Source organism: Pseudoalteromonas sp. SG43-4 (genome assembly GCF_014164325.1).
GTDB classification, from domain to species: domain Bacteria; phylum Pseudomonadota; class Gammaproteobacteria; order Enterobacterales; family Alteromonadaceae; genus Pseudoalteromonas; species Pseudoalteromonas distincta.
In genome coordinates this window covers 97,114-123,442 of record NZ_JACJFB010000013.1, presented here as the reverse complement: position 1 = coordinate 123,442, position 26,329 = coordinate 97,114, and the positions used below count along the sequence as shown (strand labels likewise).

Genomic DNA, 26,329 nt, shown 5'->3' with positions numbered 1-26,329 from the left:
CTTAGTCCTCTACGTTCAAGCCCATCGCACGCGCAGAACCTGCGATAGTGCGAACCGCTGCGTCCATATCGGCAGCTGTAAGGTCAGTTCGTTTTGTCTCAACAATTTCTTCAAGTTGAGCACGAGTTACTGTGCCTACTTTATCAGTGTTAGGACGGCCTGAGCCTGACTTGATACCAGCAGCTTTCTTAAGTAAGTAAGCAGCAGGTGGCGTTTTCATGTCGAACGTAAATGAACGGTCACCGTAAACAGAGATCACTACAGGAACTGGAGCGCCTTTTTCGATAGACTCTGTACGTGCGTTAAACGCTTTACAGAATTCCATGATGTTTACACCGTGTTGACCTAGTGCAGGACCTACTGGAGGACTAGGATTAGCCATACCAGCGGCAACTTGTAGCTTGATTAGAGCTTCAACTTTTTTAGCCATTATAAATACCTCATTTGGTGGGTCTCAGCCTTGTGCGCGCGAGGACGCGTACTCTAACGGCTTCCCAGTTTAAAAATTGGTTTCGTACTTTTTGCACAGTAAAAAATAAATTTTACCTTAATACAAAAAGGCCGCTGATTATAAGTTAATCAGCGGCCTTTTTCAAGCTTCATGCCAAAATTTAAATAAAAATTAGCGAAGCTTTTTTAATCAATTACTTATCTTGCTCAACTTGACCGAATTCAAGCTCAACTGGCGTAGAACGACCAAAAATAAGTACAGATACTTTTACGCGGCTCTTTTCGTAGTCAACTTCTTCAACTACACCACTGAAATCTGCAAATGGACCATCTGTAACGCGTACAACTTCACCTGGTTCAAATAATGTAGCAGGTTTAGGTGCTTCAGCATTTTCTTGTAGGCGATTAAGAATGCGCTCAGCTTCTTTAGGGCTGATAGGAGCAGGACGATCAGACGTACCACCAATAAAGCCCATAACGCGTTCTGTGCTGTTCACTAAGTGCCAGCTTGCGTCATTCATATCCATTTGTACTAATACATAACCTGGGAAGAATTTACGCTCAGATTTACGCTTTTGGCCAGCGCGCATCTCAACAACTTCTTCAGTTGGTACTAATATCTCACCAAAGCTCGATTCTAGACCTTCGATTTTAATATGTTCAATTAACGTTTGAGCTACACGCTTTTCGTAACCAGAAAAGGCCTGTACTACATACCAACGTAACTTAATTTCTTTGTTCTCGTTCTCATCCGACATGGGATCAGATCTCCAATCCAGTTAAAAAGCCTACAGCGCGGAATAAAATGCCATCTAATCCCCAAAGGATAAGTGCCATAATCACTGTTGCAACCATTACAATTAATGTCGTGTGGGTAGTTTCTTGGCGCGTTGGCCAAATAACTTTGCGTACTTCAATTCGAGCTTCTTTAGCGAAAGCAAGAAAGTTACGTCCCTTAAATGTTTGCGAGGCAATTGCTAATCCGGCCGCTATTGCAACAACAACGCCAATAGCACGTAGTAATACAGATTGATCTGCATACATGTGATTACCAACAACTGCGCCTGCAAGTAGCGCGATTGCTACTAACCACTTTACTGACTCCATCGCACTTGATGGTGTTTCTACATTCGTGCTCATAATATTATTACCTTAACTACAGACACAACAACCCTACACTACGGCAGGGTTAATCCATTAAAATCTAAACTTAAAAACAGACTTAATTTAAACCGGTTTTTAATCTCAGACTACTCAAATAACAAGTAAAACTGGCAGGGGCGGAGAGATTCGAACTCCCAACCATCGGTTTTGGAGACCGCTGTTCTACCAATTGGAACTACGCCCCTGCAAAGTGGATGCCTATTATACTTACGCAGTTCATTAACACAAGCCTAAAAGATACCCACATTGGAAAATCTAATTAATTAATTACATTATTGTTTAAACTGCTAATAATTTAATCGGTTAGATAAACCTACAATCCAAAGATATTGATTATTTCCCTATGGTTTTATAAACGTCACTTAACAAGCTTGAAGCGCCAAACCTAAATGTATTTGCTTGCAAATAATCATCACCCATTATTGCGCGTGCTAGCGCTAAATAATCACTAGCATCGGCCACTGTTTTAACACCGCCAGCCGCTTTAAAGCCCACACGTTTATTTGAGTTTTTAATGGCTGTTAGCATAGTTTTTGTTGATTCAAGCGTGGCATTTACAGCTACTTTACCCGTACTGGTTTTTACAAAATCAGCACCGCCTTCAATTGCAAGCTCCGTGGCTTGAGTAATAAGCGCGTCGGTTTTTAGCTCGCCGCTTTCTATTATTACTTTAAGCTGCGCGCGCGACCCACACGCTTTTTTACTTTCGCTTACATAGCTAAGTACAGTTTGAGCATCGCCCGCTATTAGTTTTTTATAAGGAATAACCAAATCAATTTCGTCTGCGCCGCGCTCTATAGCAATAAGTGTTTCGTTAATTACATCACTCAGTGGTGCATCACCTGTTGGAAAGTTAGTAACTGTTGCGACTTTAACATGGTTAAGCTCACGCGCTGCGAGTGCTATTTTTGCATCATCAACAAAGTCGCTATAAACACATACAGCGGCAGGCGTGCCTAAGGTAGGATTTATGCTATCAACAAGTGCTTGAATGCTTTTGGTGGTATCGCTGGTGTTTAAGCTTGTTAAATCCATCAGTGCGACTGCTAATGCGGCATCTTTTTGGTGTTGTGTCATTAGAGCTCCGTTGCTTATGTAATACCAATTTTATTAAAAACATGATCATTTTAGCGTATTAAATAACGCACTAACTACGTTAAAAACTATTTATATAGAACAACTATGTATCATAATTTTAGCCTTGCTATTGAGCTATTTTCTCGTCGCTATAATAGATCACTAATTTAATGCAATTGGTATAAGTACAAAATTTGATATGCATCCATATTAACAAATTAAACCAAACTCGCTATAGCTCATAACCAAACACTATAAGCTGGTTATTTTACTTGTAACTCGGCGCAATCCCTTGTTAACTAGCTCTTAGGCCTAAAAAGCCCACCTATTATAACTTTTGGTTATATCAACTTGGTTTTAATTATTTTTTACTTATTGATAGCCGCTATATTCTGCATATCAGAATAAAGCGTTTTCTTATATTTGAATTTGTTTAGGGGTCTTATTAACGTGCAGTATTTACCTATCTTTACCAAACTCGACAACAAACCAGTATTGGTTGTTGGCGGTGGAGAGGTCGCTTTACGCAAATGTCGCGCGTTTTTAAAAGCGAGAGCAAGCGTTACTTTAGTAGCACCTTGGTTTTGCGACGAACTAAAAGAGCATGCACATAATAATGAAGTAACGCTTATTGATGCTTATTTTGATGAATCGCACCTTGATGGCAAAATGCTTGTTATTGCAGCAACCGACCGCGATGAAGTAAACAACAACGTATTTGAACTTGCCAATGCCCGCAATGTGTTTGTAAACGTGGTTGATGACCAACCTAAATGTACGTTTATATTCCCATCCATTGTTGACCGTGACCCAATTACGATTGCTATATCAAGTGCTGGCACAGCGCCCGTACTTGCACGTCGCTTACGCGAAAAGCTCGAAACTCTTATTCCACATCATATTGGCCCACTTGCAACACTTGTCGGTGGCTTTAGAGACAAAGTAAAAAAACGCTTTAAGCATTTTTCAGACCGCCGCCAATTTTGGGAAGGCGTGTTCGACTCATCTGTCGTGAGTAAAGTACAAACCGGCGATACCCAAGCCGCACAGCAGCAACTAGAGCAAATGCTAGATGCAAAAGCAGAACCTGAAGGCGAAGTATATGTAGTAGGTGCAGGCCCTGGCGATCCAGAGCTTTTAACACTTAAAGCACTGCAACTTATGCAACAAGCCGACGTCGTCGTTTATGACTTTTTAGTCTCTGACGAAATTATGGAATTAGTGCGCCGTGATGCTGACCTTATTTGTGTAGGTAAACGCTTAGGCGATCATAGTGTTGTTCAAGAAGATACCAACCAAATGTTGGTCGACCTTGCTAAACAAGGCAAAAAAGTGTGCCGCATTAAAGGTGGTGACCCGTTTATTTATGGCCGTGGTGGCGAAGAAGTACAAGTACTGGCTGCTAACAACGTAAATTATCAAATTGTACCGGGTATTACAGCCGCTGCAGGTTGTAGTGCTTATGCGGGTATTCCGCTTACGCATCGTGACCATGCACAAGCCATTCAATTTGTAACTGGGCATTGTAAAAAAGACGGTCAAGAACTTGATTGGCAATCGCTGGCAAAAGCAAATCAAACGCTGGCTATTTACATGGGCGTAATTAAATCGCCGCACATACAAAGCGAGCTTTTAAAACATGGCCGCAAAGCCGACACCCCTGTTGCCATTATCGAAAACGGTACACGTAAAAATCAGCGTGTAGTAACAGGCCAATTAGGCGAACTTGCCGACTTAATTGAACGCAATAGCATTATATCGCCTGCGCTACTCATTATTGGCGAAGTAGCCGCCCTGCACTCGCAACTAGCGTGGTTTGGGAAAAACGAGCAAACAAGCAGCTTTGCACAGCCGCTAACAGATGTATCAAATACATAACCGAATTTTAAATTTGTAACTTTTAATCATTTTAGTAGGACGACTAACAATGGCTTTAACTCACCTTCAGCAACTTGAAGCTGAAAGTATCAAAATCATGCGCGAAGTCGCCGCTGAGTTTGAGAACCCAGTAATGCTTTACTCTATTGGTAAAGATTCGTCGGTACTTTTGCACTTAGCGCGTAAAGCATTTTACCCTGCAAAAATTCCGTTTCCGTTATTACACGTAGACACCAACTGGAAGTTTCGTGAAATGATTGAGTTTCGCGACCGTATAGCTAAAGAATACGGCTTTGATCTACTGGTACACAAAAACCCAGAAGGCATTGAAATGGGCGTAGGCCCGTTTACGCATGGCTCAGGTAAACATACCGACATAATGAAAACCCAAGGCTTAAAACAAGCGCTAGATAAATACGGCTTTGATGCTGCATTTGGTGGCGCACGCCGCGACGAAGAAAAGTCACGCGCAAAAGAGCGTGTTTATTCGTTCCGCGACAAACACCACCGTTGGGACCCTAAAAACCAACGCCCAGAGCTTTGGAATACCTACAACAGCCAAGTTAATCCGGGTGAGAGCATTCGTGTTTTCCCATTATCTAACTGGACTGAGCTTGATATTTGGCAATACATTTATCAAGAAAACATCGAAATGGTGCCATTGTACCTAGCTAAAGATCGCCCAGTAGTTGAGCGCGACGGTACTTTAATTATGGTTGACGATGAGCGTATGCCTCTTAATGAAGGTGAAGTACCGCAAATGAAATCTGTACGTTTTCGTACATTAGGCTGCTACCCACTTACCGGTGCAGTTGAATCAACAGCCAGTACTTTAACCGAAATCATCGAAGAAATGCTGCTATCTACGTCATCTGAACGTGAAGGTCGTGTTATTGACCATGATTCAGCCGGCTCAATGGAGAAGAAAAAACGTGAGGGGTATTTTTAATGTCTAGCCTAAATAACGATACATTTAACGAAGTAAAAGAAATAGGCATAGACGCCTACCTAGCACGCCAACAAGACAAAAGCTTATTACGCATGCTTACTTGTGGCAGCGTAGATGACGGTAAATCAACATTGATTGGCCGCCTACTGCACGACAGCCACCAAATTTATGAAGATCAGCTAGCAGCCCTTCATAAAGATAACGAAAAAGTAGGTAATGCAGGTGAAGATCTTGACCTTGCTTTATTAGTTGATGGCCTACAAGCTGAGCGTGAACAAGGCATTACGATTGACGTAGCGTACCGTTACTTTTCAACGGCTAAGCGTAAATTTATTATTGCCGACACGCCTGGGCACGAGCAATACACGCGCAACATGGTAACTGGTGCATCAACAAGCGATGTCGCCATTATTTTGGTTGATGCGCGTTACGGCGTACAAGTACAAACTAAGCGCCATAGCTTTATTTGTGACTCGCTGGGCATTAAACAGTTTGTTGTTGCCGTTAATAAAATGGATATCGTTGATTTTGACGAAACCGTGTATGAAAAAATTAAGGCTGATTACCTTAAATTTGCTGAGCAACTTAACGTATCAAACATTAAGTTTGTGCCTATGTCGGCGCTTAAAGGCGACAACGTAGTAACACGCTCTGCACATACACCGTATTACACCGACAAGCCGCTACTTGAATTACTAGAAGATTCGCCAGCAGCCGAAACTGATACAGGCTTTGAAGCGCGCCTACCAGTGCAATATGTAGTGCGTCCTAACTTAAACTTTCGTGGTTTTCAGGGCACACTTACATCAGGCAAGATACACGTAGGCGATGCAATAAAAGTACTACCGTCGGGTAAAACATCAAGCATTAAAGAAATTGTTACCTTTGATGGTAATCTGGACAGCGCCGAAGCAGGCCAAGCAATTACCGTTACCCTAAATAACGAAATTGATATTAGCCGAGGGGATGTAATAGTACCTGCAAATTCAACGGCCGTTGTGACTAACCAGCTGCAAGCTAAAATTGTATGGATGCATGAGTCGCCATTAGTATTAGGTAAAAGCTATAACCTAAAACTAGGCAGCAAAAACACCTCAGCTATTGTTACAAAAATTGATTACACAATTGATGTGAATACGCTTGAACACGGCACTAGCGACTCACTGCAGTTAAACGAAATTGCAATTGTGACACTTGAACTAACCGAAACTATTTTGGCAGACGAGTACCACAGCAATCACGAAACAGGCTCGTTTATCCTAATCGATCGCTTATCAAACCTAACGGTTGCTGCGGGCATGATTGAACAAGTACTGCAAAGCCAAGCACAGCAAAGTAACTTTAGCGAATTTGAAGTTGAATTTAACACCTTAGTACGCAAGCACTTTCCGCATTGGCAAGCGCTTGATATTTCTAAGTTATAAGTTGACTTTAGCCTGTTAGGAATTTAAAAGCATGGTAGAACAGCTCGTTTTAACAGGCATTATGCTTACCTTAGTCGGGTGCCTTTTTGGCACCCGTATTAATCCAGCATGGTTATTTGTAAGCGCCATTGGCACCAGCTACTTAGCAGGGCTAATCGATCTTGAAAGCATGTTGGTTAATTATGCTAACCCGTCGCTTATCACCTTAGTACTATTGGTGTTAGTGTCGACCGCAATAGAAAAAACCACCCTAATTCAAAAGTTAGCGCAATCGCTATCTAAAGGTAGTTTAGTAAAATCGGTAACAAAATTGGGGTTATCAACCGCCTTTTTATCGTCGTTTACTAACAATACCGCCGTTGTTGCATCGCTTATTACCGCGATAAAAGACAACCCTAATCACTCCCCTTCAAAGCTATTATTACCGCTGTCGTATACCGCTATTTTAGGCGGCACTATTACGCTTATTGGTACATCAACCAACTTAATCGTCAATGGCTTTGCAGTTGATGCAGGCATGGAGCCGCTAGGCTTTTTTGACTTTACCTTAGTGGGTTTAGGCGCGCTAAGCGTAGGCCTAATTACCATTTTAGCAATGCTTAAATACTTACCCGACAACGGTAAAAGCGACCAAGAAGTCGTGCCTTTTTACCTAGAAGGCAAAATACAAGCAAACTCAAAATTAATAGGCCAAACCGTTGAAGAAAACGGCCTGCGTGATTTAAAAGACTTATTCCTTGCTGAAATCATTCGCGATGGCAGCCGCATTTGCGCAGTCACCCCGCAGCAAATTATCCAAAAAGACGACGTGCTGCTGTTTGTAGGTGACATAAAATCGGTGCCATTACTTACCCGTTTTGACGGTTTAAAAGTAGTGCACGAGAATCACCAAAAAGACATAGAACACTTAGTAGAAGTAGTCGTAAGTCAATCTTCAAAATTTATTGGTAAAACCGTAAAAGAAGCCCGCTTTAGAGAGCAGTTTCATGCTGCTGTTATTGCCATTCGCCGTGGACATGACCGCTTACAAGGCGGCCTTGGGCAAGTGCAATTACAAGCTGGCGACTCACTTATACTCGCACCAGGCAAAAACTTTTACACCTTGCCTAATTTAAAGCGCGAATTTGTGTATATTTCAGGGTTTGACTTACAAGCCCACCTTGCACCTAAGCAATCAAATATTGTGCTACTAAGCTTTGCCGCAGTACTGGGTTTAAGCATTATTGGCATAGTGCCGCTGGTTAAAGGCTTATTAGTATTACTGATTGGCTTAATGCTCAGCGGCACCATAAAACTTAACGAAGTAAAACGCCGTTTTCCTATCGAGTTATTGGTGGTTGTAGGTAGCGCCATTGGCCTTGCTAAATTAATGATAGGCACCGGACTTGCCGGGCAAATATCCGACGCCCTATTTATGGTACTTGGGGATTTTGGCCCGTACGGCGCGTTTATAGCTATATTTTTAATGACCGTATTATTTACCGAGCTTATAACTAACAACGCAGCTGCTGCCTTGTCGTTCCCTGTTGCTTACTCGCTCGCGGTTGGTTTTAATGTAGACCCACTACCGTTTATTATGGCGGTTGCCTTTGGCGCATCAGCCAGCTTTATATCGCCATTTGGGTATCAAACTAATCTAATGGTTTATAGCGCGGGTAACTATCGCTTAAAAGATTACATAGTGATGGGCTTACCCCTTTCTATTATTTATTCAATCACGGTATTAACCTTGATCCCGCTGGTATTTCCGTTTTAATACCTGCGCTCACAGCATAAGAGACTCTCACTATGGATGAAAATATAGTTTGGCATAACTACGCAACGACAAAAGCACAGCGTAGTGAGCAAAAAAAACATAAGCCCGCTATTTTATGGTTTACCGGCTTTTCAGGCTCTGGCAAAAGCACCGTAGCAAACGCACTAGAAGCGGCGCTTAACCAGCAAGGTACGCACACTTACCTGCTCGATGGCGACAACGTACGCCACGGTTTGTGTAAAGATCTAGGCTTTAGCGACGAAGACCGCATTGAAAACATACGCCGTGTAGGCGAAACCGCAAAACTAATGACCGACGCTGGCTTGTTAGTACTTACTGCGTTTATATCGCCTTTTAGAGCAGAACGCGACATGGTGCGCAGCTTAGTAGACGAAGGCGAATTTATCGAAGTCTTTATCGATACCCCACTTGATGTATGCGAAAGCCGCGATCCAAAAGGCTTATACAAAAAAGCCCGCGCTGGAGAGATAAAACACTTCACAGGTATCGATTCAAACTACGAAGTGCCAAACAATCCAGAAATAATTTTAGATACAAGTAAAAACACCCTAGACCAATCGGTTACACAACTGATAACGTATCTAAAACAAAAGCACATAATATAGGTTAACCCCATGAATCAAACCGAACTGCTAGAAGAAACCCTCATCCTTGCCCGCAAAGCAGGCCAAGCGATAATGGGAATTTACGAAAAGGATTTTAACGTTGAGTACAAAGCCGATGAAAGCCCCGTAACCGACGCCGATTTAGCAGCTCATAAACTGATTGTGGCAGGGCTTCAACAGCTCACACCTGATATTCCAATACTCAGTGAAGAAAACGCCGACATAAGCTGGGATCTACGCCAAACGTGGAAAAGCTACTGGTTAGTTGATCCAATCGACGGCACTAAAGAATTTATTAAAAAGAACGGTGAATTTACCGTAAACATCGCCCTAATTAAAAACGGCATTCCTATTTTAGCCGTAGTAGATGCACCTGCCCTTGGCGTATCGTACTTAGCTGCCGAAGCCATTGGCGCATTTAAAGATAAAGGCGATGAGCGAATTGAGCTTAAAGTAACGACTAAACCTAACAAAGGGTTAATTCGAGTTGTAGGCAGCCGCTCGCACCCATCACCCGATTTAGCCGAGTTTGTAAAACGCTTTGATGAGGTTGAAATGGTGTCTAAAGGCAGCTCACTAAAGCTGTGTTTAGTCGCCGAAGGCAGCGCCGATATTTACCCGCGCTTAGGTCCAACTTGCGAATGGGATACAGGCGCAGGCCATGCCATCGCCGAAATAGCCGGTGCTAAAGTCACTAAGCTTGATGGCAGCCCGCTTATTTATAACACCAAAGATGAATACTTAAATCCGTATTTTGTGGTTTCGGCTTTAGAGGGATAAGAGCAGTTTTGAGTGGTTAGCTATCAGTTGTTAAAAAGACAATTGGTAGCTTTTTCTCTTCATATTATGAAAAGGTGACAACTACACGTTGAGAAGACTATTACCCTGTTGAAAGCGCTTATTATATGCCTCTAGTTTGCAGGCTTATTTCTGTATCTTCGCAACTTTCTTAACAAGTGTTCGGGATCTTCGTCAGAGCCTTTAGCTCTCAAATATTCTTCGGCTATTTCATATTGCGAACGTTTTTTCTTTTTGTTACCAATGGCTTCCATAGATAATGTCATCTCTAAAAATTTAACGTCTTCCTTTTTTGCTTCTCGCCCAGAAAAGTTTCCAATACCTTTAATGGGCTTCCCATAAAATGATTCTTCAAGATCAACTTTACCAGCTTGTAACATATACACTTCATAAATCTCTGATATTTTTAGTAGTAATTCAGGTGGTGGGTAAATCCCAAATTCCATAAAATATGCAAGTTTACCAAGTGGATTTTCCGACTCTATAGGGCGATTACTTTCTAAATTTAACTCACTATAAAAATGTTTATTGAGGTACTTCCACGCCTCCTCTAATTCATTAATGGTTTGCTCATTAATATCTAGATATTTACTCTTCATAGCCAACCTTTAAAATATTACTGTAAAAATGAATGCAGCAATTATGCTACCTAAAGTATTTAACGCTAATATACCACTTGGTTTCTCGTACCACTTTATTGAATTATTACTCATACTATTCCCCCTTAATTAGTTAAGTAATAATTATTAATTAAATAAACCTAATAAGTAAGGACACTCAAGCTTCTAGATATCCGTTGCCACACCTACTCAGATAAAATCTAAAAAACTATAAAATAAAGTAAGAGTTGGCGGGAGCTATGGCGTGTTGGGTTTTACTACTTTAGGTCTTGTTTTTAGTTTAGGACGAAAGCCAAAAAGAATGATCTAATCCAATTTACTAAGTACTTACCCCTCATTGCACACTTTTTAAAAGCAACAACCCTTAACGATTTTGCTGGGCGATAAACGCAAGCGAGTGCTGATTGAATAAGTCAGGGCGTTCCACATTACAGACATGGCCGCAATGGTGAATAGTTTGCAGTACGCTGTTTTTATGACGCTTAACCATTTCTTTAACAGGGCCAAGGAACATATGATCTTCCTTACCCATAATGTACAGAATGGGAATATCAATGTCTTTTTCTTTGAAATATTGCATTAAAGGATTTACGTCCATGGCTAATTTAAACCATTTTATAAACTCTTTTTGGCACAAGCGTTTTGCTTCACGAACAAACAAAAGTCGAGATTCTTTATGACGCTTTTTCGGCATCATAATAAAAGCAAATAAGCGATACAGCCACATATAAGGCAAGAAGTGTTTAAAAGTATTACCTAAATAAACCAATGTATTACTGCGCGTATTAAAACGAGTAACCGCTCCACCTAGCACCATGCTAGAAACATATTGCGGCGCAATTTCAGCAATATTTCGAATAAGAATTGTACCCAATGAAATACCAACAAAGTGTGCGCTGGAGATATAGTTATGATCTAACACATCAATGATGTCTTTAGAGACATTATTAAATGAATAATTATTATCAACAAAGTTTTGTACTAAGTTATTCGATTTACCGTGACCACGAAGATCTAGCAGCAATACATTATATTCTTTTTTATAGGCTTTAAGCTGACGAAACCAAATTGCCGAACTACCACCTGCTCCATGGACAAATACAACCCATGTTTTACTGGTTTCGTGCGCAAAAGTAGTATGGAAGAGAATCTCTTTGCTCATTGCAGTTAGTGGCCTATTTACTTCGTTTGGCATATTCAATTGCAGGAAGTATAACGGAGTTTAATAAAAATCTCTTATGAAGTTCAGATCAATGGCTTCTACTTAACAGCTTTTCGGGGCAGATTCTGATTTTTAAATGAAAACCAATAAAAATGACCTTCCCCTATTTTTACGTTATGAAAACCGCCTACCTCGGCTTTGCTGCTCGCGTGACACTATAGCGTGTTGGGTTTCGCTCCAACTAACCAACCTACCCCGTACAGTAACTCTATAATGTGGCTTGCCATTTAAGGCTTTTGCTCACTTTTACACCGCTGTTTCGTATTCATGACACTTACCCTTCAATTTGGTCTAATTAATTAGTCTACAAATCCTCTCAAAACATGAAATTTTTAGCTAAAAACTATATTCTTGCGCGCGATTATTATTTAAATAATGGATAAACACACACATGACAACATCTCAAGATGCAACGCTTTCAAATGCATCAACAAAAGGTGCACACACACCTTCAAACACACCCACTTCTAAATGGAACCTGCACGATACGCAGTGGACTTTAAGCCTTTTTGGTACCGCCGTTGGTGCGGGTATTTTATTTTTACCTATTAACATTGGTATTGGCGGTTTTTGGCCGTTAATTATTTTGGCATGCTTAGCATTTCCAATGACCTTTTGTGCACACCGTGGATTAGCGCGTTTTGTACTTTCATCAAAAAATAAAGATGCCGATTTTACCGATGTAGTTGAAGAACACTTTGGTGTGACTGCGGGGCGGTTAATTTCTTTATTGTACTTTTTATCTATATTCCCAATTTTGCTTATTTACGGTGTGGGCTTAACCAATACCGTTGATAGCTTTATGGTTAATCAAATGGGGATGGAATCACCTTCTCGCGTGTTGCTTTCGGGTGTATTAGTTGCAGGTATGATTAGCTTAATGATGGGCGGAGAGCGCTTAATGCTGCGTGCCTTTGCTATTTTAGTTTATCCGCTTGTGGGTATATTGTTCTTTTTATCACTTTATTTAATCCCAAGCTGGCAAATGCCAGATATGACACTGCCTGAAATGGGCAGCTTTGGTAAAACGTTGTGGTTATCGATTCCTATTATTGTGTTTTCGTTTAGCCACGCAGCGGCTATCTCAAGCTTTGTAAACGTGCAACGCGGTCACTACGGTGAACAAGCTACACATAAGTCTGAGGCGATTTTAAAGCGCACTAGCTTACTACTTATTACCTTTGTACTGTTATTTGTGTTCTCTTGCGTGTTGTCGCTTACAGGCGAGCAAATGGCCGCAGCTAAAGCCGCTAACGTATCGGTTTTATCCTACCTTGCTAATATTACTGATAACTCGTTTATTGCCACACTTGGGCCGCTTGTTGCCTTTATTGCTATTACATCGTCGTTTTTGGGTCACTTTTTAGGGGCACGTGAGAGCTTTACGGGTTTAGTAACTAAACAAACAAGCTTAAGCGCAAAAGCGGCCGATAAAATTGGTGTGCTAATTATGTTTTTAGCTATTTGGTTTTGCGCTGTTAAAAACCCAAGTATTTTAGACATGATGGATCAGTTATCGGGCCCTATCATCGCAATGATTTTATTCATCATGCCAATGATTGCAGTTTATAAAGTGCCTGCACTTCATAAATACCGCAACCGATTAAGCACGCTATTTATATTAGCGGTTGGCTCACTTGCTGTATTTGCACTTATTTACAGCATGATTAATTAATACGCTATATATTCAAAAGCCCAGCTAATTTAATTAGCTGGGCTTTTTTGTTTGTACGCTTTGTCTCAAATTATTTTTTTATAGTGTGGGTTCTGGCATGTTAAGTACAAATTAGCCTAAAAATAGCCCAACTATGCAATACAATAAATTATTACTAATAAGCGCATGTTTGCTCGCAACACTATTTGTAAACCCTTTAGTTCAAGCTTCAGAATCTCCAACAATTCTATCAATGAAAGAGCGCGCAGCGTTTATAGATAAAATAACTGAGCTTAGAATCAATAGCTTAATGCCCTCGTTAATGAAGCAGCACAACACTGATATGTGGCTTCTTATAAGCCGCGAATACAATGAAGATCCAATATTAAAAACAATGCTGCCTGCAACATGGCTTTCAGCCAGACGCACCACTATTTTGCTATTTGCTCTTAATAAACAAGGTGGGGTTGATGCTTACGCTATTGCGCCTTATAAAATAGGTAATGTATTTAAAAAAGGCTGGGATAAGCAAACACAACCTAGCCAGTGGCAGGCACTCAATACGCTTATTGAGCAATACAAACCTCGCAACATTGCGCTTAATACTTCTACCGACTGGGCACATGCCGATGGCCTTGTGCTAGGCGATTACAAAACCTTAATGGCTAACTTACCCGCCACTTATCATAATAAAATAATTTCTGCAGAGCCGCTTGCTGTTGCGTGGTTAGAACAACGCATTCCTGAAGAAGTTAAAATGTATAAACATATTGTGGCTATTGCCCATCATATTATTGCAGAGGGGTTTTCGGGTAAAACAATTACGGTGGGTGAAACAACTAGCGATGACTTGGTATGGTGGTTTAGAGAGCGTGTAAAAGAGCTAAAACTACAAACATGGTTTCATCCAAGCGTTGCTATTCAGCGCGCCGATACGAAGTCGTTTAATCATGAAGAAAGCTTCACTAATGGCTACGATGATAACGTTATACAAGCCGGTGACTTGCTTCATGTCGATTTTGGGATTACTTATTTGCGTTTAAATACCGACACGCAGCAGCATGCGTATGTGCTCAAAGAAAACGAAACGAGTGCGCCTAGTTACTTAGTTGAAGCACTAAAAAGCGGTAATAAACTCCAAGATATATTTACCAATCAATTTGCGGTAGGAAAAACCGGTAATGAAGTTTTAGCTGCAGCACGAAAAGCCGCTATTGCTCAGGGATTAAAACCCACTATTTATACTCATCCTCTTGGCTATCATGGTCATGCTGCTGGTACTACATTAGGTATGTGGGACTCTCAGCAAGGTGTACCGGGAGATGGGGACTATCCGCTACATTTAAATACAGCTTACTCAATTGAGCTTAACAATGCGGTGTTTATAAAGCAGTGGAATAAAGAAATAAGAATAATGCTAGAGGAAGATGCTATTTTTGATAAAAGCGGTGTCTGGTATTTAAATGGCCGACAAACACAATTATTGCTTGTAAAATAAAGCAAAAAAATGGCGCTCACTGAGCGCCATTTTTAATTTAATTCGTTGCTATTATTCTGTATCTGGCAGGTTACGGCCATAGAATATTTCTTGCATTTCGCGAGTCAGCTTAGAGCGGATCTCGTCTTCTTCTTCGTCCGATAACTCATCAGTAGAAAGGCCGAATAAATAGGTATTTAAGTCGGTTTCTTTTAACATCATTTTAGTATGGAACAGGTTTTCTTGATACACGTTCACGTCCATCATTTGGTACGCTTCTTTTGTATCTTCTGTCATGAAGTTTTGAATCGAGCTAATAGCATGATCAATGTAGTGCTTAACACCGTTTATGTCGCGGGTAAAACCACGAACGCGGTAGTCTATTGTTACTACGTCTGACTCAAGGCTATGAATTAAGAAGTTTAACGCTTTAAGTGGCGAAATAATGCCACAGGTAGATACTTCAATATCAGCACGGAATGTACAAATACCATCATCAGGGTGAGCTTCTGGGTATGTGTGTACACAAATGTGGCTTTTATCTAGGTGTGCAACAACTGAATCAGGTAATGGGCCTGGTGCTTCGTCAGCATCGTAATTTTGCTGCTCTTCTACTGGTTCTTCTGAAACCAAAATAGTTACACTTGCGCCTTGCGGTTCATAATCTTGGCGCGCTACATTTAAAATGTTAGCACCAATAATATCAACAACTTCACCTAAAATATCGGTTAGTCTATCTGCACTGTACTGCTCATCGATATATTCAATATATTCTTTACGTTGTTGCTCGGTCTTTGCGTAACAAATATCATAAATACTAAAGCTTAAACTTTTGGTTAAATTGTTAAAGCCATGAAGTTTAAGTTTATCGAAGGGTTTGTTCATAATAAACCAACCTATAAATTAGTGGGTTCTGCACCTGCAGAATGAAAAGTTCGCGGATTTTATACGAATTTTCCTCGTGGAAAAAGCGTTATTTTGCTTGATCTTGCACAACTTCGTGGCTATGCGTAATTTCTACTGTTTTATCAAGCATTAATGCAACCGAGCAATACTTTTCAGCAGAGAGTGAAACTGCACGTGCAAGGTGCTTTTCAGACACATTATTGCCTTTAACAACAAAGTGTAAGTTGATTTTGGTAAACACGCGCGGTGCTGTTTCGGCGCGTTCTGCACTGAGTTGCACTTGCACGTCTGAAAAATCTTGTTTAGCTTTTTTTAAAATACTAACCACATCAACTGATGAGCAACAGCCAACTGACATTAAAACCATTTCCATTGGGCTTGGTGCTGCGCTATCGCTGCCGCCATCAAACACAACATTGTGGTTAGAATTAGAACGGCCAATAAACGTATCGCCTTCAACCCATTTTACATTTGCTTGCATTGTTATATCTCAAAAAAATATTTTCTTGATTGTAAGCAACTTAGCCGTAGTTGCAAATGAAAATGCAACGCAGGGCTATAAAATGGCTAAGATTGTTGTGCTAAAGCGCTATCAAAGAGGTTTTTCACTAAACCTGCAAATTCATCTATAAAGGCATGCTGTTCAACCGTGACAGGCTGTGAGGTGATGCTGCTGAGGACTTCTTCTAAATCGTAAACTATGCCATCAACTTCACGTACAATTTGACTACGCTGCTCTGTGTTGAGGTCTGTGTGCTGCTCGCAAATAAGCATCACATTTTGTGCAATGACGTCTTCGATTAATTCCATTACTGTTGGAGCGCCTGGTTTTATTTCGCCTGGCTTCTCAAACAACGCTAAATTTTGAGTTAGATACATGATCAAATCATCGTACCCTTGCCTATCTAAAACCATTATGCGAACCACCTAAATATATTTAATTATGCTGATTTAAGCAGAAAGAGTCGATAATTACTAGCCTTGTACGATAGCAATACAAAAAAAGCAGCCGAAGCTGCTTTTGTAATGATTAAGTAGTATTACTGCTTAATCTATTTTTAAGCCTGGGCTTAGTGTTGCTGGCATCGCTACTTTTTCAAGCTCTACTGAAGCAACTGGGTATGCACAGTAATCAGCTGCATAATACGCGCTAGCTCTGTGATTGCCCGATGCGCCAATACCACCAAATGGTGCTGCGCTTGATGCGCCAGTAATTGGGCGGTTCCAGTTAACAATACCAGCGCGAATACGACGTAAAAAATGGTCGTAATCTGCTGCACTATCACTTAATAAACCAGCCGATAAACCAAAGGTTGTATCGTTTGCTTTATCAATGGCTTGGTCAAAGTCGTCAAAGCGGAATACTTTTAAAAGTGGTCCAAAATGCTCTTCATCTGGGAAGTCACTAATATTTGTACACTCAATAATACCTGGTGTTACAAAGCCAGTATTAGCTGTGTGCTCAAGCTCTACTAATACTTGAGCGCCAAGCTCAACAAGCTCGTTTTGCGCTTTAACCATGCCCGCTGCTGCCGCTGATGAGATCATAGAGCCCATAAATGGCTGGTCTGCATCATCGTAGTTACCTACTTTAATCGCTTTAGTTGCAGTGATAAGGCGCTCTAAAATTACATCGCCTTTGCTACCTTTAGGTAAAAACAGTTTACGTGCACATGTACAACGCTGGCCGCTTGAGATAAACGCTGATTGAATAATATCGTGAACAACCGCTTTAGTGTCTTCAACGTCAGTAATAATAAGTGGATTATTACCACCCATTTCTAGCGCTAAAATTTTACCCGGTTGACCCGCAAACTGTTCATGTAAAATATGACCAGTACGCGAAGAACCCGTAAAGAACAAGCCATCAATCCCTTTGTGAGCAGCAAGGGCTTTACCCGTTTCTACTTCACCTTGAACGAGGTTGATTACACCGGCTGGTAAGCCTGCTTTTTCCCACAGTTTAAGCGTAAGCTCGGCAACTTTAGGAGTCAGTTCAGACGGTTTAAATACAACCGTGTTACCTGCTAAAAGCGCTGGCACAATGTGGCCATTAGGTAAGTGACCCGGAAAGTTATACGGACCAAATACGGCTACAACCCCATGTGGCTTATGACGGATCATTGCACGGCCAAGTGGCATTGCGTTTTCTACGTCGCCAGTGCGCTCTAAAAATGCTTTTTCAGAAATGGCAATTTTACCAACCATAGCACCCGCTTCTGTGCGAGTTTCCCACAGTGGCTTACCTGTTTCTTGTGCGATAGTAATAGCGAGCTCTTCGCTGTTTTCTTTTAATTGCGCTGCGAATGCTTTAATTATTTCTAAACGCTCAGTAAAGCTTTTATCAGCCCATGCATAAAACGCTTCGCGCGCTGCATTTACTGCGGTGTCTACTTGCGCCGCAGTTGCTGATGATGCCTGCCAAATAACGTCGTTATTTGCAGGATTTACTGAATTAAATTCTGTGCCTTGGCCTTGTGACCATTGACCATTAATAAATTGTGCAGGATGAGTCATATACTTTCTCCTAAATTAAATCGTGGTTGCACTAACAATATCGCCAGTTTGCAAATGCAATGCATCTGCTACTTCTTGCGATAAAATAAGGCTTTTTGCGCGCTCGTCAAATGTCATTGGTGCAACGGTTGCTCTAAAATCTTCAAGCTTTTCGTTAGCTAGTAACACCATGGTGTCGCCAGTCATTTCGCCAATTTCAACGTTAAAGTTATTTGCATTACGAATCGTCGCAATGTTATCTACTTTTGCTTCAACCGTTGGGCCGCCGTCAAAAATGTCTACATAGCCATTAAACGTAAAGCCTTCGCTTTTTAATAACTCGATTGCTGGGCGTGTGTTGTCGTGTACTTTACCTATTACGGCTTGCGCATCTTTACTTAGCAAATTTACATAAATTGGGTATTTAGGCATTAGTTCAGCAATGAAAACCTTTTGGCCAATACCTGTTAGGTAGTCGGCTGTTGGAAAATCCATTGAGAAAAAGTGCTCTTCAAGCCACTGCCAAAAAGGGCTACTGCCGTTTTCGTCAGACACACCGCGCATTTCTGCAATCACTGTTTGTGCAAAACGCTCTTGATGCTGCTTTATAAACATAAAGCGCGCTTTTGAAAGTAGCTTACCGTTACAATTTTTACGATAGCCATCTTTTAAAAATAATGTGCAAAGCTCTGTAGCGCCTGTGTAGTCGTTACATAGCGTTAAAATATCAACCGCTTTGTATACGTTTAATGTGCGCGAAGAGTGAATCACTTTACTTAAGTGATAATGATAAAATGCATCATCAAGCCCTACAGCAGCTTCAATTGCAGACGTACCTACAACATCACCGGTTTCGCTATCTTCAAGAACAAACAGGTAGCCTTCGTCACCGGGTTGTGACGTTTGCTTAGCAAATGAACTTACAGAATGGTCTATTTTCTTTTGCAATAGTTCTTCGTTTAATGGCAAAGACGTAAAACCATGCCCAGATTCGTGGGCAATTTTCAGTAATGCTGAGTAATCATTTTGCTGGATTGGGCGAAGGATCATCATGAGTCCGCTTGCTCCCTTATAAATAACGGTAAATAGGAATTGCAGGGCAAGCGGTGCTTGCCCTTAATTGGTTGGCTTAAGTCGCTTATGCGTTTACTACGCTTGCTACTGCTTTTTCAAAGCGTGCCATACCTTCGCGAATGTCCGCTTCAGGAATTACTAAAGATGGAGTGAAACGTATTACGTCTGCACCGGCAACTAGTGACATAAGGCCTTGCTCAGTACCTGCCACTAAAAACTCTTTTGCACGACCTTTGTATTGCTCGTTCACTACTGCACCAATTAATAAACCTTGGCCACGGATTTCGCTAAATACGTTGTATTTTTCGTTAACCGCGCTAAGTAGTTCATTAAATAATGCTGCTTTTTCTTTTACGCCAGCCAGTACGTCTGGGGTATTTACTGTATCAAATGCCGCTTCTGCAACAGCACAGGCAAGCGGGTTACCGCCATAAGTAGAACCATGTGTGCCTACTTTAAGGTGCTGTGCAATTTCAGTTGTTGTGATCATAGCGCCAATAGGAAAACCGCCGCCAAGTGCTTTAGCCGAAGTTAAAATATCAGGTACTACGTTTAAGCCTTGGTATGCATATAAATCGCCAGTACGACCAACACCTGTTTGAACTTCATCAAAAATAAGCAATGCGTTATGTTTAGTACATAAATCGCGAACGCCTTGAGCAAACTCATCAGTTGGTGAAACAATACCGCCTTCACCTTGTAGAGGTTCCATCATTACGGCACATGTTTTATCGCTGATAAGTGCTTCAAATGCAGCAAGGTCATTGTAATCACAATGTACAATGTCGCCAGGCTTAGGACCAAAACCATCTGAATATGCAGCTTGGCCGCCAACAGTTACGGTAAAGAATGTACGACCGTGGAAACCTTTGTTGAACGCGATGATTTGTGATTTTTCTGCGCCAAACTTATCAAGTGCAAAACGACGCGCTAATTTAAGCGCGGCTTCGTTTGCTTCTGCGCCAGAGTTGGCAAAGTAAACTTTTTCAGCAAATGTCGCATCAACCATTTTTTTAGCTAGGCGAAGTGCCGGCTCATTGGTCATTACGTTAGATAGATGCCAGATTTTTTCGCCTTGCTCTTTTAATGCGCCTACTAATGCAGGGTGGCAATGGCCAAGACAGTTAACTGCAATACCACCAGCAAAGTCGATAAACTCTCGACCTTGTTGATCCCATACGCGAGAGCCTTCGCCTCGAACAGGAATTACGCTTGAAGGTGCGTAGTTAGGAACCATTACGTGATCAAATAATTCGCGATTGACTGTCATTTTATTTCCTCTTAATTGTGAGCAACACAAAACATCAAAATAGGTGTTTGGTTAATATTTGTAACCAACTTTATAGGCAAGATCAGTAACCTGATAATTGCGCAAAATTGCTTTGTGGTTCAATTTTCAGACGCACATTATTTCAGAATTACTTATATCTGTCTCGTTAAAAACTTTCATGTATCCCTTGAAAATAAAGGGCTAAAGATATTATTTCATAGATAGTGAATAACTATTTGCATAGCTATTTATGCTTATTTTTAGGCAACTAACCGCATGAGTACAGAGGCGCACACGCTTTAATCGGCAAATATGTAATATAACAATAAGATGAGAATGAATGGTTAGTCGCAAAAAAATTAACAAAAAATTCAGATTTTTAGTCAATTTGAATAGCTAAATTGGTAAAATTACTCGATTGGAGGGTTTTTAGTTCCGTTTTAGTGAACTTAAAGTGCGAAAACCAGCTTAGAGCTTCATCAGGCTCAATAAGTTGATGTTCTTTTAAATTAAGATATTGAGAATAGCACCGTGCCTTTAGCATTACTTCTGTTAATGGCAGTAATGTATCGCCCTTATCTACCCCATTTACTAGCTGCTGCATTACCCCTTTAAACGGTAAATATTTAAAAGCCATTTTGTCTATTACCTTAGCGCTTACTTCTATCGATTTATTGCTAAGTAGAGTAGTTAAAAATAGCGGGTCGGGCTGAAGCTCTAATAAAGCAGTGTGTAAATCTTTTTGGTTTTCATTTCGGGCTAGCTGTACTTTACGTTGCCATATTTGCTCAAACGTTTTTAAGTACAAGCGCACTAATGCAATTCGCCCTACATCTAAAAGCATACCTAGGGTAAATGCATGAACGTCGTTCACATTATTAATTTGTGCAATTTTTTGCGCAGCAATCGCGTTTGCCATCGCGCTGTCGCGTAGCCGGCGTTTTAATAATGAAAATGGCTCGGTGCTATGTGGCATCCAATGACGCGTAGCAAATGTAGGTATAACTAGCTGTAAGTTATCAAGACCAATATAGCGAAGAGCAAGCGATGGTTTATCTACTTTTACAGACGTGTTTTTACTACGCTGATTACGATAGTAGGGTAAGTTAACGAGCGTGACTAACTCCCTACCCAACCAGCCTATATCATTTACCAATGGCTCTAAGCGCCCTACCGATGCCGACTTTACAGCTAATATATCGAGTATATTGGCAATGCCATCTTCAATGCCTATGGTGCTATGAATTACGCCATCTATATCTTCGAGCTGCTTATATATAGCTGTTTCAATTGTTTTGTGTAGTTGCTCACTCGCTTGAGCGCGATACTTATGATGTGCAGTACTGCTTTGCTGGCGTTTATGCTGTGCGGCCACTTCAACCTGAAGCAAAGTACGTTGCTTCATCGGTTCGCCGTAATCTATATCTAATGTATGAATGAAACCAATTTGCTGATGCGCAAAGCTGTGCCCAAGCAATAAGTCATGAGCCCGTTGGCTTAATATTTTGGCAGTACGCTGTTGCGCTTCAAGTTCAGTCATGACATCCATTAATAAAGTATAAAATGCTATGTGTATTATAACATTAGAAGCGAGTTAAAAAGTTATCAAGCAGTTCTAAGCCTTGAGCAGTTAAAATAGCTTCGGGATGAAACTGCACACCTTCGATAGCAAGTTCATTGTGTAACAACCCCATAATTTCGTCAAACTCGCCTTGCTCAGTTTGAGTCCATGCGGTTACTTCAAGCTCTTTAGGCAGAGTTTGCGCTTTAACCACTAAAGAATGATAACGACATACCGTTAACGGATTAGCTAAGCCTTTAAACACCCCTTTATTAGTATGAACTATGGGTGATGTTTTACCGTGCATTACTTTTTTAGCACGTATTACATCTCCACCTAAAGCTTGTGCGATAGTTTGATGCCCCAAGCAAATCCCTAAAATAGGATATTGCCCTTTTAGTTGCTCAACAACATTTAGTGAAATACCCGCTTCGTTAGGGGTGCATGGCCCTGGCGATAACACGATGTGCTGCGGGTTTAACTGTTTTATTTGTGCAATGCTTAGCTCATCATTACGTTTCACTAAAACGTCTTGATCTAAACGCTGAAAATATTGCACTAAGTTGTAAGTAAACGAATCGTAGTTGTCGATCATCAACAGCATTACACAACAGACCTTATAAATTATTGACCACTACTTTACACAAGTGGTACTAAGCGCTGCATTCTACCACTATTAATTAACCAACATAAATTAGCAAAAAGCGTTAAAAATTAACTCTTTTAGCTAAAATGCTTAAAAGCCTTTAGCGGGTATTGGTTTACTTAACTTTAACTCTGGTTAAGAGATTTACTAACGTATTGAATCATGATGATATTTAAATTTATTTTCTCTAGCCAGAGATTCCTTGCACCTTGAGCAATAATATCGAACCCTAAGCTTTTTACGATTAGTTAATACACCTACGTAGGCTGTATACCCCAACAATAAATTATTGACCTCTAAAGTACGTGCATTTATTGATCGCACTATTAAATACTTTGGTGAAATGCCTTACTGAGCAAAATAAACAGATTGTTTGTGCTACATCAAATTAGCGGCTCGATGGTTGAATTATATCTATGTAAGCCCCAGTGTATTATATGAAAGGCAGTAATTCACTTATACAACTCACTTACTTGTGAGCTCATTTATATCCTACTAAGGAGCGAATATGTTAGGCGAAGACCACTCATTAACAAATGACTTTCCAGAATACTTAAAGACCATTGCCGAGTTAAATGAAAGCGATACTGAATTTGCAAAAAAAGCAGATAAGTACGACAAGCTAGATAAAGAGATTAGAGTGTTAGAGCTCAAAGATGCGCCCATAAGCGATGAACAAATGCATCTATTAAAACACGAACGTACAGAATTAAAAGATTGGTTATACGAGCGCTTGCAGCAAGAGCAGTAATGCCACTAAAAAAAGAGCTCACTGATGAGGTGAGCTCTTTAGATCAACAATGGGTATTTTCTCTAAAACTTTACAAAGCCACCCACAGGTTTCATAAATACACTGCTTGGGCCTGCAAAGGCTTGTGCAAACTCTTCTGATAATTGACTAAATACCGTTACTTTATCCATATCAACTACGCTTAAAAATAGTGGGCCACTTTCGCCCCAACCAGCAAGATGCGCTTTAGCAGCATCTTCATCTTGGTAACGCTCGTAAATATGTACATTGCGCTTGTCTTCACTTACTGTCCACTCATACATTAAAGTGCCCGCTTCACTTTTAGCCAAAGTAACTAATTGTGCCATTACCAGTAAAAACTCATCGTATTTACCTTCTTTAATTTGGCCTTGTACTGTCCAGGTAACATGATTTTTCATTATGCTTTACCTAATTTAAGCTGTGCTAAAATACTGTCTAACGTATCTACGAGTTGTTGATTTTTAGCATTATTAAGTGCATCAACATGAGGAGGCGCAAAGCGTCCTGTATCGTTATCAAAATACAGGCCTGCGGCATCTTTAAATTCATCACTAAGCGCTGCGCGACAAAAAATATCTGCGCCAATTTTTAAGTCCCCACCATCTATACCGTAAGCGTCTTTTACCATTTTACTTCCCAGTAACGATTTAGGGTTTACCGATACAACTAATGGCCCAATATCTTTAAGCTCAAGCCCTAAATGACGTGACCACATAGTAATAGCCAATTTACTTTGTGCATAAGCCGCACTATCAGAAAGTTCAGTGTTACCTATAAGTGCATTTAAGTTAACGCTTGATTGCGCAGCTGATGACACATTAACCACTCGCGAATCATGACCAAGGACAGGTAATAATAGTTTTGTAAGAAGATATGGCGCAATCGTGTTTACAACAAAGCGAGCATCAAGGCCGTCAATTGTTGTAGCATCAACTAATTGATAAACGCCTGCATTATTAATAAGTACGTCGAGCTGGTTATTATTTTCGGCCATATCGGCTAATACATTTTTTGCCAAAGTTTGAACTTGGCTCATATCGCTTAAATCAGCAATATAAGTATGTGTACTTGCATTTGGGTATTGCTCGGTTAAAGCTGCTTGCAGCGCATTGAGCTTTGCTTGGCTGCGGCCATGTAATAATACGGTGTGACCTTGTGCTAATAACATATTTGCAGTTTCTAGCCCAATGCCATCGGTTGCGCCGGTAAGTAAAATTGTTTTGTTCATGTTGATCTCTCCTTACTTTATTTTCGCTATATTAGCACCCCGACTTACTGCTGATAATTAGGCCAATAGTTGAATCAGTTTACAGAATTAATTGATAAAGCTAAGCCTATGTTAGTTAATATAAAAGTATTCCTTTAAAAGGCAGATGAGTGTTTAAGCTGAATATTTTTTATGCTTTTATTTGAATTACTCAGCAATCATAACTATTGTTTTTAAACCACCTTAATAGTAGTATTTATCATATAAATACACTTTTCGAGAAATAACATGAAAGTTTTAGTTACTGGCGGCATGGGTTACATAGGTAGCCACACATGTATTGCATTGCATGAAGCAGGTATTACGCCTGTTATTTATGATAACTTGTCTAATGCAAGTGCGCGGGTACTTGACCAACTCGAAAAGATTACGGGTACTCGGTTTGAGTTTATTTTGGGCGACATTCAAGACGAGCAACAGTTTAAGCTCGCTCTAAAACACACTAAAGCCGAAGCTGTTTTTCACTTTGCAGCTTTAAAAGCCGTTGGCGAATCTACCGAGCAACCGCTGCGTTATTATCAAAATAACGTGTCGGGCACATTAAGCATGCTACAAAACATGCAAGATGAAGGCGTTAACCATATTATATTTAGCTCATCGGCTACAGTATACGGCGAGCCAGACTACCTCCCTATTGACGAAAAGCACCCTATACGCGCAACGAACCCTTATGGTTGGACTAAAGTCATGGTTGAACAAGCCATGCAAGACGTATGTAATGCCAACAGTCAATTTATGGGTATTGCGCTTCGTTACTTTAACCCAGTAGGTGCACACCCAAGTGGTTTATTAGGTGAAAGTCCTAATGGTATTCCTAATAACTTAATGCCATTTATTGCCCAAACTGCAGTAGGTAAACGTGACGTGGTTAATATTTTTGGTGACGACTACGACACCGAAGATGGCACAGGTGTGCGCGACTATATTCATGTTTTAGATTTAGCTAAAGGTCATGTTGCGGCATTTATGCAGCATAAAACAGATACCGCATTTCATGCTTACAACTTAGGCACAGGGCAAGGTTATTCTGTGCTTGATATGATCAACGCATTTAGCGCATCAGCCAATAAAGATATTCCGTATAAGATTGCACCGCGCCGAGCAGGTGATATTGCCTGTAACTACGCCGATGCTACAAAAGCGCAAAACACACTTAACTGGTACGCAGAACTAACACTTAGCGACATGACAAACGACACATGGCGCTGGCAAACTAATTACCCAAGTGGGTTGGAGAGTTAA

The 26,329-nt window shown here is 40.7% G+C and carries 26 protein-coding genes and 1 tRNA gene; 10 read left to right on the top strand and 17 right to left on the bottom strand.

The genetic code is table 11. The annotated features are described in order from the left end of the window. Position 1: 1 nt before the first annotated feature. The 5 genes from rplK to deoC form a co-directional block, all read right to left on the bottom strand. Positions 2–430: a 50S ribosomal protein L11 gene (gene rplK / locus H5160_RS13825; RefSeq protein WP_002958879.1), complete on the bottom strand. Its 429-nt coding sequence runs from the start codon at positions 428–430 to the stop codon at positions 2–4. A gap of 214 nt (positions 431–644) precedes the next feature. After that, positions 645–1,208 (bottom strand): transcription termination/antitermination protein NusG, encoded by a 564-nt coding sequence (nusG, locus tag H5160_RS13820; RefSeq protein WP_002958878.1) that lies wholly within the window; start codon positions 1,206–1,208, stop codon positions 645–647. A 4-nt stretch (positions 1,209–1,212) separates the two neighbouring features. Further along, the gene (gene secE / locus H5160_RS13815) at positions 1,213–1,590 is read right to left on the bottom strand and encodes a preprotein translocase subunit SecE (protein WP_002958877.1); all 378 of its coding nucleotides are present in this window, start codon (positions 1,588–1,590) and stop codon (positions 1,213–1,215) included. A gap of 132 nt (positions 1,591–1,722) precedes the next feature. Beyond that, a tRNA-Trp gene (locus tag H5160_RS13810) sits at positions 1,723–1,799 on the bottom strand. A gap of 148 nt (positions 1,800–1,947) precedes the next feature. Continuing rightward, positions 1,948–2,691, bottom strand: a complete 744-nt coding sequence (deoC, locus tag H5160_RS13805) for a deoxyribose-phosphate aldolase (RefSeq protein ID WP_182724811.1) — start codon at positions 2,689–2,691, stop codon at positions 1,948–1,950. Between the two features lie 450 nt (positions 2,692–3,141). Here deoC and cysG point away from each other — a divergent pair, with 450 nt between their 5' ends. From cysG to cysQ, 6 genes are read left to right on the top strand one after another with little or no spacing between them, the layout of a single operon-like run. Further along, the gene (cysG, locus tag H5160_RS13800) at positions 3,142–4,569 is read left to right on the top strand and encodes a siroheme synthase CysG (protein ID WP_024603341.1); all 1,428 of its coding nucleotides are present in this window, start codon (positions 3,142–3,144) and stop codon (positions 4,567–4,569) included. A gap of 49 nt (positions 4,570–4,618) precedes the next feature. Beyond that, positions 4,619–5,518, top strand: a complete 900-nt coding sequence (cysD, locus tag H5160_RS13795; protein ID WP_002958873.1) for a sulfate adenylyltransferase subunit CysD — start codon at positions 4,619–4,621, stop codon at positions 5,516–5,518. Further along, the gene (gene cysN, locus H5160_RS13790) at positions 5,518–6,942 is read left to right on the top strand and encodes a sulfate adenylyltransferase subunit CysN (protein WP_182737769.1); all 1,425 of its coding nucleotides are present in this window, start codon (positions 5,518–5,520) and stop codon (positions 6,940–6,942) included. The genes cysD and cysN overlap by 1 nt, the downstream gene beginning before the upstream one ends. A gap of 31 nt (positions 6,943–6,973) precedes the next feature. Beyond that, a complete protein-coding gene (locus tag H5160_RS13785; protein ID WP_182737767.1) occupies positions 6,974–8,698 on the top strand; it encodes an SLC13 family permease in 1,725 nt (574 codons plus the stop codon). Between the two features lie 32 nt (positions 8,699–8,730). Further along, positions 8,731–9,324, top strand: coding sequence for an adenylyl-sulfate kinase (gene cysC, locus H5160_RS13780; protein WP_008133444.1), 594 nt, complete (start codon positions 8,731–8,733; stop codon positions 9,322–9,324). A gap of 9 nt (positions 9,325–9,333) precedes the next feature. Continuing rightward, complete coding sequence (cysQ, locus tag H5160_RS13775) at positions 9,334–10,104, top strand: 3'(2'),5'-bisphosphate nucleotidase CysQ (protein WP_182724809.1); 771 nt, start codon at positions 9,334–9,336, stop codon at positions 10,102–10,104. Between the two features lie 131 nt (positions 10,105–10,235). On the opposite strand, the gene H5160_RS13770 is transcribed toward cysQ, so the two are convergent. Both H5160_RS13770 and H5160_RS13765 read right to left on the bottom strand, forming a co-directional pair. Then, positions 10,236–10,721, bottom strand: a complete 486-nt coding sequence (locus tag H5160_RS13770; protein WP_165723695.1) for a hypothetical protein — start codon at positions 10,719–10,721, stop codon at positions 10,236–10,238. A 385-nt stretch (positions 10,722–11,106) separates the two neighbouring features. Continuing rightward, positions 11,107–11,904 (bottom strand): alpha/beta fold hydrolase, encoded by a 798-nt coding sequence (locus H5160_RS13765; protein WP_182724808.1) that lies wholly within the window; start codon positions 11,902–11,904, stop codon positions 11,107–11,109. A 451-nt stretch (positions 11,905–12,355) separates the two neighbouring features. Here H5160_RS13765 and H5160_RS13760 point away from each other — a divergent pair, with 451 nt between their 5' ends. Beyond that, positions 12,356–13,639: an aromatic amino acid transport family protein gene (locus H5160_RS13760; RefSeq protein ID WP_182712482.1), complete on the top strand. Its 1,284-nt coding sequence runs from the start codon at positions 12,356–12,358 to the stop codon at positions 13,637–13,639. Between the two features lie 133 nt (positions 13,640–13,772). Then, positions 13,773–15,116, top strand: coding sequence for a M24 family metallopeptidase (locus H5160_RS13755; RefSeq protein ID WP_182724807.1), 1,344 nt, complete (start codon positions 13,773–13,775; stop codon positions 15,114–15,116). Between the two features lie 51 nt (positions 15,117–15,167). Here H5160_RS13755 and speD read toward each other — a convergent pair whose 3' ends face one another. From speD to H5160_RS13715, 8 genes are all read right to left on the bottom strand, one after another. Next, complete coding sequence (speD, locus tag H5160_RS13750) at positions 15,168–15,980, bottom strand: adenosylmethionine decarboxylase (protein WP_024597058.1); 813 nt, start codon at positions 15,978–15,980, stop codon at positions 15,168–15,170. Positions 15,981–16,068: 88 nt separating this feature from the next. Next, the gene (locus H5160_RS13745; RefSeq protein ID WP_002958863.1) at positions 16,069–16,482 is read right to left on the bottom strand and encodes an OsmC family protein; all 414 of its coding nucleotides are present in this window, start codon (positions 16,480–16,482) and stop codon (positions 16,069–16,071) included. Between the two features lie 86 nt (positions 16,483–16,568). Further along, a complete protein-coding gene (locus H5160_RS13740) occupies positions 16,569–16,916 on the bottom strand; it encodes a DUF3802 family protein (protein WP_002958862.1) in 348 nt (115 codons plus the stop codon). 132 nt (positions 16,917–17,048) lie between these two features. After that, positions 17,049–18,518 (bottom strand): succinylglutamate-semialdehyde dehydrogenase, encoded by a 1,470-nt coding sequence (astD, locus tag H5160_RS13735; protein ID WP_182693187.1) that lies wholly within the window; start codon positions 18,516–18,518, stop codon positions 17,049–17,051. Between the two features lie 15 nt (positions 18,519–18,533). Then, entirely contained in the window at positions 18,534–19,550 is a 1,017-nt protein-coding gene (gene astA / locus H5160_RS13730; protein ID WP_024597056.1) for an arginine N-succinyltransferase, read from the bottom strand. 85 nt (positions 19,551–19,635) lie between these two features. Then, positions 19,636–20,841 carry an aspartate aminotransferase family protein gene (locus H5160_RS13725; protein ID WP_182737588.1) on the bottom strand — a complete coding sequence of 402 codons (1,206 nt, stop codon included), beginning with the start codon at positions 20,839–20,841 and terminating at the stop codon, positions 19,636–19,638. Positions 20,842–21,220: 379 nt separating this feature from the next. Next, the gene (locus H5160_RS13720) at positions 21,221–22,381 is read right to left on the bottom strand and encodes an HDOD domain-containing protein (RefSeq protein ID WP_182737766.1); all 1,161 of its coding nucleotides are present in this window, start codon (positions 22,379–22,381) and stop codon (positions 21,221–21,223) included. Positions 22,382–22,424: 43 nt separating this feature from the next. Next, positions 22,425–23,006: an aminodeoxychorismate/anthranilate synthase component II gene (locus H5160_RS13715; RefSeq protein ID WP_024596662.1), complete on the bottom strand. Its 582-nt coding sequence runs from the start codon at positions 23,004–23,006 to the stop codon at positions 22,425–22,427. 550 nt (positions 23,007–23,556) lie between these two features. Here H5160_RS13715 and H5160_RS13710 point away from each other — a divergent pair. Beyond that, entirely contained in the window at positions 23,557–23,799 is a 243-nt protein-coding gene (locus H5160_RS13710) for a YdcH family protein (RefSeq protein WP_002958856.1), read from the top strand. Between the two features lie 62 nt (positions 23,800–23,861). On the opposite strand, the gene H5160_RS13705 is transcribed toward H5160_RS13710, so the two are convergent. Both H5160_RS13705 and H5160_RS13700 read right to left on the bottom strand, forming a co-directional pair. After that, positions 23,862–24,218, bottom strand: a complete 357-nt coding sequence (locus H5160_RS13705; protein WP_002958855.1) for a putative quinol monooxygenase — start codon at positions 24,216–24,218, stop codon at positions 23,862–23,864. Beyond that, entirely contained in the window at positions 24,218–25,048 is an 831-nt protein-coding gene (locus H5160_RS13700) for an SDR family NAD(P)-dependent oxidoreductase (protein WP_182737765.1), read from the bottom strand. Before H5160_RS13700 ends, H5160_RS13705 begins: the two co-directional genes overlap by 1 nt. Positions 25,049–25,315: 267 nt before the next feature. Between H5160_RS13700 and galE the strand changes: the two genes are divergently transcribed. Further along, complete coding sequence (gene galE / locus H5160_RS13695) at positions 25,316–26,329, top strand: UDP-glucose 4-epimerase GalE (protein WP_149601995.1); 1,014 nt, start codon at positions 25,316–25,318, stop codon at positions 26,327–26,329.

Excerpts from the sequence above, each read along its gene's own strand:
- H5160_RS13715 (WP_024596662.1), bottom strand. The coding sequence starts at position 23,006 with ATGCTGTTGATGATCGACAACTACGATTCGTTTACTTACAACTTAGTG.
- H5160_RS13765 (WP_182724808.1), bottom strand. The coding sequence starts at position 11,904 with ATGAGCAAAGAGATTCTCTTCCATACTACTTTTGCGCACGAAACCAGT.
- H5160_RS13720 (WP_182737766.1), bottom strand. The coding sequence starts at position 22,381 with ATGACTGAACTTGAAGCGCAACAGCGTACTGCCAAAATATTAAGCCAA.
- nusG (WP_002958878.1), bottom strand. The coding sequence starts at position 1,208 with ATGTCGGATGAGAACGAGAACAAAGAAATTAAGTTACGTTGGTATGTA.
- H5160_RS13785 (WP_182737767.1), top strand. The coding sequence starts at position 6,974 with ATGGTAGAACAGCTCGTTTTAACAGGCATTATGCTTACCTTAGTCGGG.
- H5160_RS13725 (WP_182737588.1), bottom strand. The coding sequence starts at position 20,841 with ATGACAGTCAATCGCGAATTATTTGATCACGTAATGGTTCCTAACTAC.
- cysN (WP_182737769.1), top strand. The coding sequence starts at position 5,518 with ATGTCTAGCCTAAATAACGATACATTTAACGAAGTAAAAGAAATAGGC.
- cysD (WP_002958873.1), top strand. The coding sequence starts at position 4,619 with ATGGCTTTAACTCACCTTCAGCAACTTGAAGCTGAAAGTATCAAAATC.
- H5160_RS13755 (WP_182724807.1), top strand. The coding sequence starts at position 13,773 with ATGCAATACAATAAATTATTACTAATAAGCGCATGTTTGCTCGCAACA.
- galE (WP_149601995.1), top strand. The coding sequence starts at position 25,316 with ATGAAAGTTTTAGTTACTGGCGGCATGGGTTACATAGGTAGCCACACA.
- H5160_RS13740 (WP_002958862.1), bottom strand. The coding sequence starts at position 16,916 with ATGGTTTTAGATAGGCAAGGGTACGATGATTTGATCATGTATCTAACT.
- cysC (WP_008133444.1), top strand. The coding sequence starts at position 8,731 with ATGGATGAAAATATAGTTTGGCATAACTACGCAACGACAAAAGCACAG.
- H5160_RS13770 (WP_165723695.1), bottom strand. The coding sequence starts at position 10,721 with ATGAAGAGTAAATATCTAGATATTAATGAGCAAACCATTAATGAATTA.
- deoC (WP_182724811.1), bottom strand. The coding sequence starts at position 2,691 with ATGACACAACACCAAAAAGATGCCGCATTAGCAGTCGCACTGATGGAT.
- H5160_RS13700 (WP_182737765.1), bottom strand. The coding sequence starts at position 25,048 with ATGAACAAAACAATTTTACTTACCGGCGCAACCGATGGCATTGGGCTA.
- H5160_RS13760 (WP_182712482.1), top strand. The coding sequence starts at position 12,356 with ATGACAACATCTCAAGATGCAACGCTTTCAAATGCATCAACAAAAGGT.
- astD (WP_182693187.1), bottom strand. The coding sequence starts at position 18,518 with ATGACTCATCCTGCACAATTTATTAATGGTCAATGGTCACAAGGCCAA.
- astA (WP_024597056.1), bottom strand. The coding sequence starts at position 19,550 with ATGATGATCCTTCGCCCAATCCAGCAAAATGATTACTCAGCATTACTG.
- cysQ (WP_182724809.1), top strand. The coding sequence starts at position 9,334 with ATGAATCAAACCGAACTGCTAGAAGAAACCCTCATCCTTGCCCGCAAA.
- H5160_RS13705 (WP_002958855.1), bottom strand. The coding sequence starts at position 24,218 with ATGAAAAATCATGTTACCTGGACAGTACAAGGCCAAATTAAAGAAGGT.
- rplK (WP_002958879.1), bottom strand. The coding sequence starts at position 430 with ATGGCTAAAAAAGTTGAAGCTCTAATCAAGCTACAAGTTGCCGCTGGT.
- secE (WP_002958877.1), bottom strand. The coding sequence starts at position 1,590 with ATGAGCACGAATGTAGAAACACCATCAAGTGCGATGGAGTCAGTAAAG.
- H5160_RS13745 (WP_002958863.1), bottom strand. The coding sequence starts at position 16,482 with ATGCAAGCAAATGTAAAATGGGTTGAAGGCGATACGTTTATTGGCCGT.
- speD (WP_024597058.1), bottom strand. The coding sequence starts at position 15,980 with ATGAACAAACCCTTCGATAAACTTAAACTTCATGGCTTTAACAATTTA.
- H5160_RS13710 (WP_002958856.1), top strand. The coding sequence starts at position 23,557 with ATGTTAGGCGAAGACCACTCATTAACAAATGACTTTCCAGAATACTTA.